The sequence below is a fragment of the Dermacoccus sp. CCH2-D9 genome (assembly GCF_001556795.1).
GTDB lineage: Bacteria > Actinomycetota > Actinomycetes > Actinomycetales > Dermatophilaceae > Dermacoccus > Dermacoccus nishinomiyaensis.
The window spans coordinates 1-15,395 of sequence record NZ_LSJT01000071.1 but is presented as its reverse complement, the minus strand read 5'-3'; the positions used below and the strand labels follow the sequence as shown (position 1 = coordinate 15,395).

Sequence of the window (15,395 nt, the reverse complement as noted above, 5' to 3'; positions counted from 1 at the left end):
GTGAGACGGGCCCGCCAGGGCCCGGCCACAAGACGCGCCAGAGAGAATCAAGCCGGAGCACTCCCGCTACTGACGCGCGCTTGCGCGCGGTCAGTAGCGGTAGTGCTCCGGCTTGTACGGGCCGGCAACGTCCACGCCGATGTATTCGGCTTGGTCCTTGCGCAGTTCGGTGAGTTCGACGCCGAGGGCGTTGAGGTGGGCGCGGGCGACCTTTTCGTCGAGGTGCTTGGGGAGCGTCTTGACGAGGGGTTTGCCGTTGTCGGTGTAGGCGTTGCCGTTGGTCCACAGTTCGATCTGGGCGATCGTCTGGTTGGCGAACGAGTTGGACATGACGAAGCTGGGGTGGCCGGTGGCGTTGCCGAGGTTCATGAGGCGGCCTTCGGACAGCACGATGATGGAGCGTTCGTCGTCGGTGCCCTTGTCGAACGTCCATTCATGGACCTGCGGCTTGATCTCGACCTTTTCGATGCCGGGGATCTTGGCGAGGCCGGCCATGTCGATCTCGTTGTCAAAGTGGCCGATGTTGGACACGATGGCCTTGTTCTTCATGCGTGCCATGTGGTCGGCGGTGATGATGTCGAAGTTGCCAGTCGTCGTGACGAAGATGTCGCCGTACTCGCAGGCCTTGTCCATCGTCGTCACCTGGAAGCCTTCCATCGCGGCCTGGAGCGCGCAGATGGGGTCGATCTCGGTGATGACGACGCGGGCGCCCTGTCCGGCGAGGGCGGCGGCGACGCCCTTGCCCACGTCACCGTAGCCGGCGACGACGGCAACCTTGCCGCCGATGAGGACGTCGGTGGCGCGGTTGAGGCCGTCGATGACGGAGTGGCGGGTGCCGTACTTGTTGTCGAACTTCGACTTCGTCACGGAGTCGTTGACGTTGATTGCCGGGAACAGCAGTTCTCCCGCGCGCGCGAGTTCGTAGAGGCGGTGCACGCCGGTGGTCGTCTCCTCGGTGACGCCCTTGATGCGCTCGCCGACCTTCGTCCACTTCTGCGGGTCGTCGGCCATCGTGGAGCGCACGAGGGCCTTGAAGACGCTGAACTCCTCGGAGTCGGCTTCGGTGGTGGGCGGCACCTGGCCGGCCTTCTCCCACTCGGTGCCCTTGTGCACGAGCATCGTGGCGTCACCGCCGTCGTCGAGGATCATGTTGGGGGCGTCGTCACCGGACCAGGTGAGAATCTCGTTCGTGCAGGCCCAGTACTCCTCGAGGCTCTCGCCCTTCCAGGCGAACACGGGGACGCCCTTCGGGTCCTCGGGCGTGCCGTCGGGGCCGACGACGACGGCAGCGGCCGCGGCGTCGTCCGTCGAGTAGATGTTGCAGCTCGCCCAGCGGACCTCGGCGCCGAGCGCCGTCAGAGTCTCGATCAGGACGGCCGTCTGGACGGTCATGTGCAGCGAGCCGGCGATCTTGGCGCCGGCGAGCGGCTGCGACTCGGCGTATTCCTCGCGCAGGCTCATGAGGCCGGGCATCTCGTGCTCGGCGAGGCGCAGCTGGTGGCGGCCGGCTTCGGCGAGGCTGATGTCGCGGATCTTGTAGTCGAAGGACATGGGGATGTCGTTCCCTTCGGTTGTCGAATGACGTTCTCGATCAGGCGTCGCCGGCGCGCCCCTCTGGGCTGCTTCGCGCATGGGTCATCACCCACGCCGAACGCGTGCTCGTCAGTCTATCCGCCATCACTGACAGGCCGCCGGGGGCGCCGCATCGCTCAGTGCGCGGCGGCCTGGTCGCCGCTGCGGCGGGCGAGCGCGGGCGTCACGAGGGCGACGAGGACGAGACCGACGAGGACGCCGACGATGGCGCTGATGAGGGTGTTCGTCAGCCAGGCGAGCACTCCCCCGAGCGCTCCGGTGGCGTCGGCCACGGCGTGCTCGACGTGGTGGACGGCGTCGTACGGCGCGTGCCAGCCCAGTTCGGCGGAGTTCGCCAGCAGGATGTGCCCACCGACCCACAGCATCGCCACGACGCCCAGCGTCGACAGGAACGACATCACCTTGGGCATCGCCGTCACGAGTCCACGGCCGAGCTTCTCGTTCTTGCCCGACTCGACGAGGTGCAGGCCCACGTCGTCCATCTTGACGATCAGTGCGACGACGCCATAGACGAGCGCGGTGATGAGGAACGCGACGACGATGAGGACGATGGTGCGGGTGAGGAACGGTTCGTGATCGACGGTCTGCAGCGAGATGACCATGATCTCGGTCGACAGGATGAGGTCGGTGCGGACGGCCTCGGCGATGACCTTGTTCTCGTCGACGGACTCGGTGGCGACGTCCTCGGCCAGGTGCTCGGCCGGGGTCTCCTCGCGGTGGGCGCGGCGGTGCGCGAGGGCGTGACGGATCTTCTCCGCGCCCTCGTAGGACAGGTAGAGGCCACCGAGGATGAGCAGGATCGTCACCGCGATGGGCAAGAACTGTGACAGCACGAGGATGACGGGCAGGATGATGAGCAGCTTGTTGCGGATCGAGCCCTTCGCGATCTTCGCGATGATCGGCAGCTCGCGTTCCGCGGCGAGACCCTGCACGTAGCGCGGCGTCACGGCCGTGTCGTCGACGACGACGCCCACGGCCTGCGTGCTCGCCTTGCCGGCAGCGGCGGCGACGTCGTCGACGGACGCCGCAGCCATGCGCGCGAGCGCGGCAACGTCGTCGAGCAGTGCGAACAGTCCGCCCGCCATCAGCGCACCTGCGCGCTTCGGTGCGACGGCGGCATGGCGTCAGGCCTCGGGTGCGGAGCGGCGGGCATCATGCGCACAGCCTAGAGAAACCTGGGAGGCTCACGAAATACGCTGAGGGAAGCTATCGACTCCGAGCTTCAGCCCTCGATGCGCGTCGCACCGTGCTGGGTGGAGCCGCCGTCGTTCACCCGCTCGTCGGGCAGGTCGGTGTGCACCGCGGACGAGCGGTGCCCGATACGGCTGCCGACGCGCCCGAGGTCGATGTCGGGTTCGAGGTACATGAGCAACTTCATGTCGGGCTTCGCGGCACGTGCCGCCTGTTCAGCCATGTCGATGGCGTGGGCGATCTCCTCACCCGTGTCGCTCTTGTCGACGGCGAACTTGACGGCGACGAGCAACTCCTCGGGGCCGAGGTGGCTCGTCTTCATGTGGATGACGCGGTTCACGCCGTCCGCCGACTCGATGGCACGTCGGATGTCGCGCACCGTCTCGGGGGTCGCCGCCTCGCCGAGGAGCATGGACTTCGTCTCACGGAACAGGAAGATCGCGACGAGGATGAGCAGGATGCCGATGAGGCCGGCGCCCACGGCGTCCCAGATGCCGTTCTGCGTGACGAGGGCGAGCGAGATGCCGACGAGGGCGAAGACGAGACCGGTGACGGCCGCCGAGTCCTCGCACAGGAGCACGGGCAACTCGGGGCTCTTCGCCGACTTGAGGAACTGCCCCCAGCTCTGTTCGCCCTTCTGCTCGCGTGCCTCCTTGGCCGCCGTCATGAGGGAACGGCCCTCCATGAGGATCGCCAGCACGAGCACGACGATCGGCACCCACCACCAGGCCTCGTCCGTCGACGGCTGCTTCGCGCCGGGCTCGCGCATCTGATGGAACTTCTCGTACGCCTCGAACAGCGAGAACAGGCCACCGAGGGAGAACACGATGATGCTGACGACGAAGCCCGCAAGGTAACGCTCACGCCCGTAACCGAACGGGTGATCCTCGTCCGCGTCCTTCTGGGCCTTCTTGCCGCCGATGAGCAGGAGGATCTGGTTGCCCGAATCGGCGGCGGAGTGGATGCCCTCGGCGAGCATCGAACTCATGCCGGTGAGCAACCACGCGATGATCTTCGTGACGGCGATGCCCAGATTGGCGGCCAGCGCGGCGAAGATCGCCGTGTTGTTGCCGCTGTGCCCGCCCGATCCGGTTTCCTTCTCGTCACTCATGACCCCGAGAATAGGTGGCGCCTCTCGCGCCGCCAACCGCGACGGCGCCGTCACACTCCCTCGATCCAGCGAAGGACCCGCCGTGCCGACTCTGCTCTATCTCAGCGAATCCGACGTCCGGGCAGCGTTCACGGCAGACGTCGCGCACGCCTCGCAGCACGCGGCGTTCACCGCGCTCGGACGAGGAGAGGCGCTGCTGCCCGCACGTCTGCTGCTGCCGGGGCGCGGCGACGACGTCGCGTTCTGCTACGCCGCGCGGGCCGAGGCGAGCGCACCGGCCGTCAGCAAGTTCGGTTCGGTACACGCCGGCAACGTCGACGCGGGGCTGCCCGCGGTGCACGCGCTCGTCACGGTGCTCGACCCGACGACAGGTGTGCCGACGTGCGTCATGGCAGGCACGACGCTGACGACACGCCGCACGGCGGCAGCGAGCGCCGTCGCGATGGAGGCGTTGTGGTCGCCTGACTCGAGCGGGCGCGACGACGTCCGTGTGGCCGACGGCGCAGGTGTCGGTGCCCGGGACGGCACCGGTGTTCATGTCGCGATCGTCGGGAGCGGCGTGCAGGCCGAGGCGCACGCGCACGCGTTGTGCGCCGTCGGCGGTGAGCACACGGTGGGTCGCATCCGGCTCGCGGCGCGCGACCGCGCGAGTGCCGACGAGTTGGTCGCGCGCTGGCATACGACGAGGCCCGAGGGCGCACCCGACATGGAACTCGTCGACACGGTCGAGCAGGCGTGCGCGGACGCCGACGTCATCGCGGTGTGCACGACGTCGACGACGCCCGTGCTCGAGGCGACCTGGGTGCGTGACGGCGCCCTCGTCATCTCCGTGGGCTCGTTCAGCGCCGAGCGATCCGAGGTGCCGAGCGACCTCGTCGCTCAGGCACGCGTCGTCGTCGACGACCGCGAGACGGCACTGGCCGACAACGGGTGCGTCGTCGCGGCCCTCATGGCCGGGGTGCTCGAGACCGGCAGCGTCGAGACGCTCGGCGAGGTGCTCGTGCGCGACGCCGCACATGCCGATGACGATGACGCAGAACGTCACGTCTGGAACGACGACTCCTCGAACAACGGCGCCATGAACCACGGCGCCGCCGACAGCGACGCAGGCGCCCACGGTGAGCGTCGCCCGCGCGTGACGCTCTACGCCTCGGTCGGGATCGGGTTGCAGGACGCTGCCGCGGCCGTCGCGGTACAGGAGGCCGCCCAGCGCGCCGGGGTCGGGACGCCGCTGCCGCTCTGACATCGCTGCCAGGGCTCACTCGCCGTCGCACCCCGGGGTTCATTCGGGGCGCATCCTGGGGCTCAGTCTCGCCGTCGCACCCCGGGGTTCATTCGGGGCGCGTCCTGGGGCTCAGTCGAATTCGAGCCCCAGCAGCGCGTTCTCGAGCACCTCGGTGAGCGCCGGGTGAATCCAGTACTGCCCGCGTGCCATCTCGTCGGCGGTGAGCCCGAACGACATCGCCTGGACTGCAGGCTGGATGACGATCGAGGCCTCCGGGCCGACGAGGTGCACGCCGAGCAGCTTCTTCGTCGCCTTGTCGGCGATGACCTTGCAGATGCTCGTCGTGTCCTCGAGGGCCCAGCCGTAGGCGATGTCGCCGTACTTCTGCACCTTCGTCGTGATGGCGTGCCCGCCCTCGCGCGCCTCGTCCTCCGTCAGCCCGACGGTGGCGACCTGCGGGTGCGTGAAGACCGCCGCCGGCACGACGTCGTGCGGGAACGCGCGCAGGTCGTCGGGGTGGACGAGGTTGTGCGCGACGCAGCGCTCCTCGGCGTTGGCGACGTGCTTGAGCTGGTAGCGCGAGGAGCAGTCGCCGAGTGACCAGACGCCGTCAGCGCCCGTGCGTCCGTACTCGTCGACGACGATGCGCCCGTCGTCGCGCACCTCGACGCGGGTGTTCTCGAGGCCGAGGTCGTCGGTGTTGGGGATGCGGCCCGTGGCGACGAGGAGCATCTCGCCCTCGACGACGCGCCCACCTCTCAGCGTCACGCGGATCGTCCCGTCGCGCTGTTCGATCGACTCCATGACCGCATCACGTTCGAGAGCCCACTGGTCGGTGGCGGCGTGGGTGAGGACGCGGCTGACGTCGTCGTCGGCGTGGCGCAGCACGCGCTTTCCGCGTGCGAGCATCGTCACCTCGACGCCGAGGGACGAGAACACGTGGGCGAACTCGAGGGCGATGTACCCGGCGCCGGCGATGACGAGCGAACGCGGCAACTTCTCGATGCGCATGATCGTGTCGCTCGTCTCGTAGGGCACGCCGCTGTCGGTGACGACGGGCGGGATGTTGGGACGCGCGCCGGTCGCGATGACGATCTGGTCGCCGCTGATCTCCTCGTCGTAGCCCTCGACGCGCAGCGTGCGGTCGCCGGTGAAGCGCGCGTGGCCGCTGAACACGGTCGTGTTGCCGTCGTCGCTGCCGCGCTCGCGGTACGCGCGTCCGCCCGCGGAGATCGCGTCGATGCGCTCGAAGACGCGGTCGCGGATGTCGTCCCAGCGCACCTGATCGACGTGCGCGTCGACGCCGAGGCGCGACGCCTCCCGCGCGCTGCGCGCCACCTCGGCGGCCTGGACGAACATCTTCGTCGGGATGCAGCCGACGTTGAGGCAGGTGCCGCCGAAGACACCCTTCTCGATGACGGCGACGCGCTTGTCGGCGAAGTCGGGCGTCACGAGCGAGTTGCCCGAGCCGGTGCCGATGATGACGAGGTCGAAATGAGCCATGCCCCAACCCTAGGCGCAGGCGGGGACAACCCCGGAACGCCGGGCATTTCTTCTCACGGACCTCTCTGCGCGAGCGAGCCTCCCGAGCCTCGAGGCGTCGAACGATGGGCGTCAGTGCGGGTGGCGCAGGCGCTCCATGAGGACGGCCGCCTGCGTGCGCGATTCGAGGCCGAGTTTCGCGAGCAGGCTGGTGACGTAGTTCTTCACCGTCTTCTCCGCGAGGTGCAGGCGCCCCGCGATCTGACGGTTCGTGTACCCCTGCGTGATGAGGTCGAGCACGCGCTTCTCCTGCTCGGTGAGCGCGGCGAGTTCGGGGCTCTCGAGGGCACCGTCACCGCGCAGGCGCGCGCGGATGACGTCGGCGTCGGCGGTGTCGAGCAGCGACTCCCCCGCCGCGACGCGTTCGATCGTCTCGATGAGGTCGGCGCCGCGCACCTGCTTGAGGACGTACCCACTCGCGCCCGCGAGGATCGCGGCGAGCAGGGCCTCGTCATCGTCGTAGGAGGTGAGGATGAGGCAGCGGATGTTCTCGTCGACGCTGCGCACGGCGCGGCACACCTCCATGCCCGTGCCGTCTGGCAGCCGGCCGTCGAGGATGGCGACGTCGGGGCGCGCCGCCGGGATGCGCCGCGTCGCCTCCTCTGCGCTGCCGCTCTCGCCGACGACCTCGCAGCGCCCCGATGACGCCAGCAACTCGGCCAGGCCGCGACGGACGATCTCGTGGTCGTCGAGCAGATACACGCGCACAGTCATGACCCCATTGTGGCCGCTGCGTTGAGTTCGCGCCGCGCGCTCCCCCAGGATGGGCGCATGACGGACTTGACCCTGGTCTCGTTCCAGCCCGTCAGCCGCGTCGGCGTCACACGCCACCCACGCGATCTCGTCACGATCGCGGAAGATGAAGCCCTCGACCGGCCCGGGCAGCGGCCACCGCACCGGATACCCCGACACCGGCTGCTGCTCGCACAGCAGCCGCACGAGCGCGTCCCGATCACCGTCGTCACGCAGCCGAATGTCGACGCCCATGCACAAAACACGGCGCTGACGCCGCGTCAGCTCAGGAGGTTCCTGCCACATCACCGGCGCGCAGGTGAGGACGAAGGTCCCCGGGCGCTGCGGTGAGGCGCGGGTGAGGATGAAGCATGCCCTCACCGAGCGAACCGACACCGGAGCAGATGCTCGATGCCATGGGACGGACCGGTCGGGCGCACGTCAGCGTCTCGCGGGGTGCTCTTCCGTTCGTCATGCCCTGTGGCGTGCGTGTTACGGGTGGCGACGTCGTCGTCGAGACGGCCCACCCGAGCGTCACACGCGGCGCCCAGCGACGCGACATCGCGGCCGTGCAGGTCGAGGCGCTCATCGACGGAACGTGCTGGTCGATCAGCGTCACCGGCCCGCTCGCCATTCGCTCGACGTCGGATGCACCGCAGCGCGGCGATGTCGTCCTGCCGACGCGGGAGGCTCTGTTCAGCGTCGAGTGCCTATCATCGGCGCATGGTCACCGCGTCGATCCGCTCCTTCGATCCGGTCTTGCCGAACGAGCCTGACGAGGCTCTGCTGGCCGCCGTCATCGAACTGAGCAAGGATCTCGAGCTCAAACCACTGCTGCGCCGATTCGTCGAGACCGCAGCGGAACTCACCGGCGCCCAGTACGGGGCGCTCGGCGTGCTCAACGCCGAGGGGCGCTTCGACGACGTCGTCATCCACGGCATCGACGCCGAGACGGCCGCACTCATCGGCGACGGCCCCCACGGCGAGGGCGTCCTCGGCGCGATCATCGCCCACCCGCACACGCTGCGCGTGCCCGACATCGCCGCGCACGAGGCGAGCGTCGGCTTTCCCGAGCACCACCCGCCGATGTCGTCGTTCCTCGGCTGCCCCGTCGTCATCCGCGGGCAGGTCTACGGCAACATCTACCTGACGAACAAGCGCGACGCCGAGGAGTTCTCCGCCCGCGACGAACGGGTGCTCGAGGCGCTCGCGTCGGCCGCGGCGTCCGCCATCGCGCACGCTCGGACGCTCGCCGAGGCGGGGGCCCGCGAGCGCTGGCACCGCGCGGCGGCCGAGGCCGCGCAGCTCCTCTCGCAACTGCCGCCGGCGCAAGCGTGGCCGCAGGTCGTCGCGCGGTTCGACTCGATCCTCACCGCCAACCACGTCGAACACGTGCCGGGTCACCGCAGCGCAGCGCGCCTCGGCGACCTCGCCGAAGAACTGCTCCTCGCGCCGCGCGCACGATTCTTCACGCACGACGTCGCGGCGCGCCTCGTCGACGAGCGCATGCGCTGCGCGATGGTCGTGCCGCTCGCCAGTGACGGCGAGAACCCGGAGCTGCTGCTGTTCGCCTGGGACCGCCCGACGCTTTCGCTCGACCCCGAACCCATGGAGGCCATCGGGCAGACGATCGCGGACCGACTCTCGGTCGCGACGTTGCTCGCCTACCGGCACGCCGAGGCCGAACGCGTCGCCATCCTCGAAGATCGCGACCGCATCGCGCAGGACCTGCACGACCACGTCATCCAACGCATCTTCGCCGCCGGCATGCGCGTGCAGAGTGCGCTGCCGCGCATCGACGACGAGGTCGCCGTCGAGAAGCTCGACGCCGTCATCACCGACCTCGACGAGACCGTCACCGACGTGCGCCGCGCGATCTTCGACCTGCACACCGGTGGCGCCGCGTTGGCGCTCGCGCACACCGTCGACCAGCTCGCCGCGCAGGCGCAGGACGCCCTCGGATTCGCGCCGAGCGTCAGCGTCAGTGGTGCCTACTGGACGCTCGACGACGCCCTCGTCACCGACCTGCTCGCCGTGATGCGTGAGGCACTGAGCAACGCGGCGCGGCACGCGCACGCGAGCGCCGTGCGGGTCGTGCTCGACGTCGGCGACGAGGTGCTCGTCAAGGTCACCGACGACGGACGCGGCCTGCCCGAGCACCTCGAACGACGCTCGGGGATTGCCCACCTCGTCGCGCGGGCCGAGCGACTCGGCGGCACCTGCGTCATCCGCGCGAGGCGCAGTGGCGGCACGGCCGTCGTGTGGCGCGTGCCGAACCGTCGCGCGGCTGTGACGCCCTGACGGGCTGGGCTCAACCGCAGCGAGACGTCACCCTTCGCGCGAGCGCGGTCGGAGTTCGGGCGCTTCAGGCATGGCGTGACGCCTGACGTACTGGCCGCGGCGGGTCAGTAACCGGCCGCGGCCTGCGGGGCGTCCGCGCCGGTGGCGTCGCCGTCGAGCCCGTCGAGAACCACCCGAGTACCCGAGAGGCCGAGACGGCTGGCACCGGCCGCGATCATCGCGTGGGCGGCGGCAGCGTCGCGGATTCCGCCGCTGGCCTTGACGCCGATGTCGGGGCCGACGGTCTGGCGCATGAGGCGGACGGCGTGCTCGCTCGCACCGCCGGCGGGGTGGAAGCCGGTGGACGTCTTGACGAAGTCCGCGCCCGCCGCGACGGCAGCACGGCAGACGGCGACAATCTCGTCATCGCTCAGTGCTGCGGATTCGATGATGACCTTGAGCACGCGGCCCTCGGTGGCCTCGCGCACGGCCCGCACGTCGGCCTCGACGTCGTCGAAACGCCCGTCCTTCGCGGCGCCCACGTCGATGACCATGTCGACCTCGTCAGCCCCCCGCGCCACGGATTCTGCGGCCTCTGCGGCCTTGACGGCGCTCGTGTGCTTGCCGCTGGGGAACCCGCAGACCGTCGCAACCTTGACGCTCGTCTCCACGGGGAGCATCGACGGCGACACGCAGATCGAGTACGCGCCGAGCGCCTCGGCCTCACGGGCGAGGGCGTCGACGTCCGCGCGCGTCGCCTCCGGCTTGAGCAGGGTGTGGTCGACGATCGACGCGACGTGCGCGCGGTCGAACGGGGAGCCTGATGAGGACGAAGCAGCGGTGTTCATACCACTCAGCCTACCCAGTGACGGGACGGGAGGATGCGCCCGTCGCAGGCCGCACTCCGCCTCGTCGGCCGCGCCTCGGGCACATGGGTCTGACCGCGAGCCCGCGCGCTCGGACGTCAGCGGCCGAGCCGGTCGCGCAGTTCGGTGACGTGACGCGAGACTGCGGGGTCGAGGCCCTGCCCGAGCGCGAGGTACGTCGCAGTGAAGTCGACGCGGTGCATGAGCTGCGCGGCCCGCGCGATGGCCGGGCCGGCGTCGGGATGCATCTCGACGACGACAGCTCCCGCCGCGCGAGCGCTCTCCTGGATGCCGCTCGCGACCCAGGCCAGTGCTCCCACGCCACCGGTGCCGTTGCCGCCCAGCCCACTCGCTCCGCCGGGCGCATCGCTGACGAAGAAGCCATCGGCTCCGTCACGCGCCGCGCCGGACCCGCCCGTCGCGTCCGAGTGCAGCGTGAGGAACCCGAGGCTCGGTTGGCGCGGGGCGTCGAGGAACGGGTCGGCGAAGATGTCGTCCGGCGCGGAGACGGCGCCTTCCCCCGCGCCGGCAGTGAACGGGCCGTCGAGCGTCGCGACGAGGTCGGCCGCGTCGTCGGGCAGCTCACCCCACGTCATCGGCACGCGCGCCGTGCGGGCGAACATCGACGAGGCCCGACGCGCCGCGAGCGCCGCGACAGGGCCGTCGGCGAGGGCGACGGGCACCGTCCCGGCGAGCTGGAGCGCGGCGAGCTTGGCCGGGTTGACGAAGTGCTCCGACGACGGTCGCAGCGTCTCCGATTCGGCATCCAGCATCGCGGCGGCGACGAGCAGGTCGTCGTCGCTGACGTCGACCAGCCCCAACCGACGGGCGCCCATGAGCACGGGGGTGAGCAGCGACCACAGCGAGGTCCGGCTCGAGACCCGCCCGCGGCCGACACCGATGTGCACGCCGCGAGCGCGGGCACAGACGTCGGCGAGCGGCGAGTCGTCGGCACCGACCGTCAGTAGCGACGCGCCCCGCCGTGCCGCCTCCGCAGCGAGTGCGAGCGGCCCCTCAGCGCGCCCGGACAAGGAGACCGCGATGACGAGGTCGAGCGGCCCGACCCAACCGGGCAGCGGCACGTCGCGCCGCGTCATGACGGGCACCGGCGAACTCGGCTGCGCGAGAGTCTGCAACACATCGCCGACGCGCTCCGACCCGCCGAGCGCCCCTACGAGAACCGAACGCGGTCGTTCGTACCCGGCGACGTCGTCGATGCCCGCTTCGCGCGCGAGCGTCAGGGCCTCACGCACCTGCGCGCCCGCCGTGGCGAGCGCACGCAGCGATCCGCGTGAGTCGCAACGTTCGAGGTGGCCGGCGTCGTCGAGCCAGCTCTCGTCGAGATGGGCCATGACTTCTCCTCGGCTCGGGGGTTCGTCTCAGACATTCGGGGCGCGGCGACGCCGCCGTCGTTGCTCACGTCGAGCGTGTTCGCGGGCCGCGCGGTCGATGACCGCGCGCGAGCGTCAGGCGGGCAGCACGCTTGCGTCGTCGGCGAGCAGGACGGGGATGCCGTCGCGTATCGGGTACTGCAGGCGCCCGCCGCGTTCTGCGTCGACCCCGGTGCTGACGAGGACGGGCGCGCCCGAGGCGTCACTCGCGTCCTCCAGCTCGGTGCCGGTGACGGGGCAGCGCAGGATCTCGCGCAGCCACGGGTCGATCGTCAGGGGCCGGCGGCTCTTGTCGTCGTTCACTGAGCTTCTCCTTCGCGGACGGCGGCGAGCGCGGCGTCGCGCACGCGCTCCATGGTGGCGGTGTCGGCGGCCTCGACGTTGAGGCGCAGCAGCGGCTCGGTGTTGGACGCGCGCAGGTTGAGCCACCACATCGGATCGCTCTCCCCCGCGCCCTCGTGGACGAACGTCACGCCGTCGAGCGCGTCCTCGGTGAACTCGCCCTGCGACGCGACCCACGTGCGCACGCGGCCCGTGGCCGCGGCGGCGTCGCTCACCGTCGAGTTGATCTCCCCCGACGCCTCGTAGCGCGCATACGCGGCGACGAGCTGCGACAACGGTGCGTCCCGCTCCCCCAGCGCCGCGAGCACGTGCATCGCGGCGAGCATGCCGGTGTCGGCGAACCAGAAGTCGCGGAAGTAGTAGTGCGCGCTGTGCTCGCCACCGAAGACGGCGTCGTGCTCGGCCATCTGCGCCTTGATGAACGAGTGCCCGACGCGCGTGCGCACCGGCTGTGCGCCGTTCTCGGCGATGACCTCGCCGACGGCGCGGCTCGAGATGAGGTTCGCGACGACCTTGACGTCGGCCGCTGCGGCCCCCCGCGCGACCTCCTTCGCGATCTCGCGCTCCGCGACGAGCGCCGTCACCGCGGACGGCGTGACGGGCTGGCCGCGTTCGTCGATGACGAAGCAGCGGTCGGCATCGCCGTCGAAGGCGAGGCCGATGTCGGCACCGTGCTCGACGACGGCCTGCTGCAGGTCGACGAGGTTGGCCGGCTCGAGCGGGTTGGCCTCGTGGTTGGGGAACGTGCCGTCGAGCTCGAAGTACAGCGGGACGATGTCGAGCGGCAGCTGCGCCAGGCCCGCGTCGGTGCCGAGCACGGCCGGGACGGTGTGGCCGCCCATGCCGTTGCCCGCGTCGACGACGACCTTGAGCGGGCGTCCGCCCGACAGGTCGACGAGACCGCGCAGGAACTCGGCGTACTCGCGCAGCATCTCGCGCTCGGTGACGCTGCCCGCCGGGCCGTCGAACGGCACACCCTGACCGCGATCGAGCGCCCATTGCGCGAGGTCGCGGATCTCGGCGAGACCGGTCTCGAGGGAGACGGGGCGAGCGCCCGCGCGGCACAGCTTGATGCCGTTGTACTGCGCCGGGTTGTGGCTCGCGGTGAACATCGCGCCCGGCAGATCGAGCGCACCGGAGGCGAAGTAGAGCCCGTCAGTCGAGCACAGCCCGATGAGGGTGACGTCGACGCCGTACGCGGCGGCGCCGTCGGCGAACGCGCGCGACAGCTCTGGAGAACTCGGGCGCATGTCGTGCCCGACGACGATGGCGTTCGCGCCCTCGGGGCGCACGACAACCTGCGCGAACGCGGCGCCGAGCTCGCGGGCGACGCGCGGGGAGAGCTGGTCGGGCACGAGGCCACGCACGTCGTAGGCCTTGATGAAGTCGTTGAGCGCGGGTGCAGTCACGACGTTCACTCTACCGGCGCGAGGGCCCTTCCCGACCGTCGAAGGGCCTGTCGAACCGGCCCCCGTCGGCGTCGTCGTCATCGGAAGCGTCAGAGAGCGCGTCCGCGGGCGTCTGACCGGGCAGCACCCGAAGGTGACGGCGGCGCTCCGTCGCCGACAGCAGCGTCGGGTCACTCGCGGCGACGCTGCGCGTCGAACGGCGCGTCGGCTCGGGCTCCCCCGGCGCCGGGCGTACCGCCGCCTGACGCACGGCCTCGGCGAGCGCGACGAGATCGTCGGGCGTCGGCTCGGGCGGCGTCATGTCGACGACGAGGCGGACGATGTCCCACCCGCGCGGCGCGGTGAGGCGCGTCGCGTGGTCGGCGCACAGGTCGTAGGTGTGCGGCTCCGCGTATGTCGCGAGCGGGCCGAGCACGACCGTCGAATCGGCGTAGACGTACGTCAGCGTGGCCACGGCGGGCTGGGAGCAGGCCGATCGGGAACACTGTCGCATCAACGTCACGAGGCACAAGGGTACGCCACGGCGGGCACCACGTTAGGCTCGCCGGGTGACTCCTCGCCCCACCCCACGCGCGCCGCGCGGGGACGCCCCGACGCGGCGCGATCGTCACGGGCGCCGCCATCGTGGGCCGCTCGCGTGGCCGCCCACGCCGTCGATGCTGTCGCGGGCGCGCTCGTTCGACGAGGCGGTGCTGCGCAGCGTCGAACGGCTCGAGGCGCGTTGGGGCGAGAGCCTGGAGCACATCGAGATCGGCGTCGAGGAGGTGCCGCCGTCCGATCCGAGCGCGTGGGAGGACGCCGTGCCGCTCGGGCGCGCCTTCCCAGCCGAGGGCAAGCACCGCGCGCGCATGGTGATTTATCGCCTGCCGATCCAGACGCGCTCCGCCGACCTGTACGAACGCGACCTGCTCGTCGAGCACGTCGTCACCACCCAAATCGCGGCCCTGCTCGGGCGCGAACTCGACGAGGACGACCAATGAGATTGACGCCCACCGCCGCCCCGCTGCTGCCCGCCGACATCCTCGTCGCCGGGCGCGCACCCGTGCTCGTGACGGGCGCGTCGGGGGTGCTCGGGCGCTGCGTCGTCGAGGAGCTGCTCACCTCCTCCATCCCCGTGCGCGCGCTGACGCACCGACGCGACGTCGACCTGCCCGAGGCGGCGGCCGGCATCCCGGCGCGCCTCGAGCACGTCACCGGCGACCTCGGCACCGGCGCCGGGCTCGACGCGGCGCTCGACGGCGTCGAGGCCGTCATCCACTGCGCAGGCAACCCGAAGGACGCGCGCCGCGTCGACGTCGAGGGCACGAGACGCCTCGTCGACGCGCTCGACGCGTGGGCACCGAGCGCGCACCTCGTCCACGTCTCGATCGTCGGCTGCTTCGAGAACCCCTACCCCTACTACCGGGCGAAGGCCGACGCCGAGAACGTCGTCGAGGCCTGGCACGGGCGCGCGAGCATCGTGCGCGCCACCCAGTTCCATCCGTTCGTCGCGCAGCTCGTGCGCGGCGCGGGCGCTCGCGCCCTGGGCGCCGTCGAGGACATCGAGGTGAGCCCCGTCGACCCGCGCTGGGTGGCGACGAAACTCGTCGACGTGGCGTCGCTGCTCACGAGCCTGCCCACGCCGATGGAGCTCGCCGGGCCGGAGACGTTCACCCTCGCCGACATCGCGACGCTCACCGCACACCTCGATCGCCGACGCGCGCCGCGCACGGC

The 15,395-nt window shown here is 70.8% G+C and carries 15 protein-coding genes and 1 pseudogene; 6 read left to right on the top strand and 10 right to left on the bottom strand.

Features of this window, described 5'->3' with window-relative positions; all coding sequences use genetic code 11:
* Positions 1-90: 90 nt before the first annotated feature.
* The 3 genes from ahcY to AX669_RS06505 form a co-directional block, all read right to left on the bottom strand.
* Positions 91-1,551 carry an adenosylhomocysteinase gene (gene ahcY / locus AX669_RS06515; protein WP_062257350.1) on the bottom strand — a complete coding sequence of 487 codons (1,461 nt, stop codon included), beginning with the start codon at positions 1,549-1,551 and terminating at the stop codon, positions 91-93.
* 158 nt (positions 1,552-1,709) lie between these two features.
* Positions 1,710-2,678, bottom strand: a complete 969-nt coding sequence (locus AX669_RS06510) for a DUF808 domain-containing protein (protein ID WP_062257348.1) — start codon at positions 2,676-2,678, stop codon at positions 1,710-1,712.
* A gap of 137 nt (positions 2,679-2,815) precedes the next feature.
* Entirely contained in the window at positions 2,816-3,895 is a 1,080-nt protein-coding gene (locus AX669_RS06505; protein ID WP_062257346.1) for a cation diffusion facilitator family transporter, read from the bottom strand.
* A gap of 82 nt (positions 3,896-3,977) precedes the next feature.
* On the opposite strand from AX669_RS06505, the gene AX669_RS06500 reads away from it, so the two are divergent.
* Entirely contained in the window at positions 3,978-5,138 is a 1,161-nt protein-coding gene (locus AX669_RS06500) for a hypothetical protein (RefSeq protein WP_062257344.1), read from the top strand.
* A 111-nt stretch (positions 5,139-5,249) separates the two neighbouring features.
* Here the strand turns inward: AX669_RS06500 and mtr are convergent, their stop codons facing one another.
* A complete protein-coding gene (gene mtr, locus AX669_RS06495) occupies positions 5,250-6,623 on the bottom strand; it encodes a mycothione reductase (protein ID WP_006944436.1) in 1,374 nt (457 codons plus the stop codon).
* Between the two features lie 111 nt (positions 6,624-6,734).
* The gene (locus tag AX669_RS06490) at positions 6,735-7,376 is read right to left on the bottom strand and encodes a response regulator transcription factor (RefSeq protein WP_040014450.1); all 642 of its coding nucleotides are present in this window, start codon (positions 7,374-7,376) and stop codon (positions 6,735-6,737) included.
* Positions 7,377-7,433: 57 nt separating this feature from the next.
* Here AX669_RS06490 and AX669_RS13340 point away from each other — a divergent pair, with 57 nt between their 5' ends.
* From AX669_RS13340 to AX669_RS06480, 3 genes are read left to right on the top strand one after another with little or no spacing between them, the layout of a single operon-like run.
* On the top strand, positions 7,434-7,745 hold the full coding sequence (locus AX669_RS13340) for a hypothetical protein (RefSeq protein ID WP_131941318.1): 312 nt from the start codon (positions 7,434-7,436) through the stop codon (positions 7,743-7,745).
* A gap of 20 nt (positions 7,746-7,765) precedes the next feature.
* Positions 7,766-8,170 (top strand): hypothetical protein, encoded by a 405-nt coding sequence (locus AX669_RS13645; RefSeq protein ID WP_006944433.1) that lies wholly within the window; start codon positions 7,766-7,768, stop codon positions 8,168-8,170.
* Positions 8,118-9,695, top strand: coding sequence for a GAF domain-containing sensor histidine kinase (locus AX669_RS06480; RefSeq protein WP_038568945.1), 1,578 nt, complete (start codon positions 8,118-8,120; stop codon positions 9,693-9,695). The genes AX669_RS13645 and AX669_RS06480 overlap by 53 nt, the downstream gene beginning before the upstream one ends.
* A 104-nt stretch (positions 9,696-9,799) precedes the next feature.
* Here the strand turns inward: AX669_RS06480 and deoC are convergent, their stop codons facing one another.
* The 5 genes and pseudogenes from deoC to AX669_RS06455 form a co-directional block, all read right to left on the bottom strand.
* Positions 9,800-10,522, bottom strand: coding sequence for a deoxyribose-phosphate aldolase (deoC, locus tag AX669_RS06475; protein ID WP_006944421.1), 723 nt, complete (start codon positions 10,520-10,522; stop codon positions 9,800-9,802).
* A 116-nt stretch (positions 10,523-10,638) separates the two neighbouring features.
* Complete coding sequence (locus tag AX669_RS06470; RefSeq protein WP_006944416.1) at positions 10,639-11,892, bottom strand: SIS domain-containing protein; 1,254 nt, start codon at positions 11,890-11,892, stop codon at positions 10,639-10,641.
* Between the two features lie 114 nt (positions 11,893-12,006).
* Positions 12,007-12,234: a Trm112 family protein gene (locus AX669_RS06465; RefSeq protein ID WP_006944432.1), complete on the bottom strand. Its 228-nt coding sequence runs from the start codon at positions 12,232-12,234 to the stop codon at positions 12,007-12,009.
* Positions 12,231-13,682, bottom strand: a complete 1,452-nt coding sequence (locus AX669_RS06460; protein WP_050786465.1) for a phosphomannomutase/phosphoglucomutase — start codon at positions 13,680-13,682, stop codon at positions 12,231-12,233. Before AX669_RS06460 ends, AX669_RS06465 begins: the two co-directional genes overlap by 4 nt.
* Positions 13,683-13,803: 121 nt before the next feature.
* A pseudogene (locus tag AX669_RS06455) lies at positions 13,804-14,184 on the bottom strand (DUF3499 domain-containing protein); the annotation flags it as partial.
* Positions 14,185-14,230: 46 nt separating this feature from the next.
* Here AX669_RS06455 and AX669_RS06450 point away from each other — a divergent pair.
* Positions 14,231-14,662 (top strand): metallopeptidase family protein, encoded by a 432-nt coding sequence (locus AX669_RS06450; RefSeq protein WP_006944419.1) that lies wholly within the window; start codon positions 14,231-14,233, stop codon positions 14,660-14,662.
* Positions 14,659-15,395 (top strand): SDR family oxidoreductase (locus AX669_RS06445; protein ID WP_156444946.1); only part of this gene is annotated, 737 nt, incomplete at its 3' end. The genes AX669_RS06450 and AX669_RS06445, both read left to right, overlap by 4 nt.